This window comes from Pseudoalteromonas rubra, from assembly GCF_004212645.1.
GTDB lineage: Bacteria > Pseudomonadota > Gammaproteobacteria > Enterobacterales > Alteromonadaceae > Pseudoalteromonas > Pseudoalteromonas rubra_G.
Window position 1 is genome coordinate 1 of sequence record NZ_PPUZ01000149.1, and the last position, 1,035, is coordinate 1,035.

At 48.0% G+C, this 1,035-nt stretch carries 1 protein-coding gene; it reads right to left on the reverse strand.

The genetic code is table 11. The features are described 5' to 3' along the window. Window positions 1–44: 44 nt before the first annotated feature. Window positions 45–959, reverse strand: a complete 915-nt coding sequence (locus tag C3B51_RS23045) for an IS5 family transposase (protein ID WP_430929852.1) — start codon at window positions 957–959, stop codon at window positions 45–47. Window positions 960–1,035 lie beyond the last annotated feature (76 nt).

The window sequence follows — 1,035 nt, forward strand, 5'->3', positions numbered from 1 at the left end:
GGCCTTGTTGATCAAATCCTGATAGCTCAAGCAACACTGTGGTTTCAGCTGTTTCCCTGATATTCAGGCATACCTAGCCCAGTCATTCTATTGAGCACTTTCACTTTTATCATCGCTTCAGTGTGCTGCTGATTGAATCCACGACTGACCAGCTTGTCACCCATGAGCTGTTTATACCGGTACATTGCTGTTTCCGCCAGTGAGCGTTGATGGTAGTTCACACACTTTTTCCACTCACTGCTACCTATATGCTTTGTTAAAATGACCGCGCTGTTACGAGCATGTCCATACTCCCACAACTGCGCGTTACACCTTGGTGGGATCACTGCGTCGGCCTTTTTGGCTGCCACTTCGGCATAACAGCCTCGGGTATCATAAGCGCCATCCGCTTTGACCGAGCTGACCTTCCTGCGCAGTGGTCTGAGTAAATCCCCCAGAACTTCTGAGTCACCTACGGAGATTGTAGACAATTCAGCGCCTACGACTTGGTGTGTATTTGCATCAACGGCCAGATGCAGCTTTCGCCATGTCCGGCGTTTGTTTGCGCCGTGTTTTCTCGCGTGCCACTCGCCGTTTCCGTACACCTTCAAACCTGTACTATCAACCACGATATCAATGCCTCCGGAAGTACTGGAGTTTGGTCTGTAATGAACAGCCAGCTCTGCACTTCGCTTGCACAAACAACTATAAGTTGGCGTATCCAAATCAAGCTTCATCATTGATATCAGTGAGGAAATAAAGCCTTGTGCAGCTCGAAGAGACAAGCGAAATACAGCCCGCAAAGTCAGGCAGGTCTCAATCGCCAGCTCAGAGAAATGATTAGCTCGCCCTTTACCGCCGTGATGTTGCGTGTTGTTCCACTGTTCAATCGCATCCTCGGAAAACCAAAGTTGGATGTTGCCTCTGGCGATAAGGGCTTTGTTGTAATCACGCCAGTTAGTGATACGCTTTTCTTTCAAAATTCAGTCTCGGTGTTTGCTTTTGAGATCTGATCACACAATGCAAGATTAGTTCAATGATTTAGGAAACAACGCC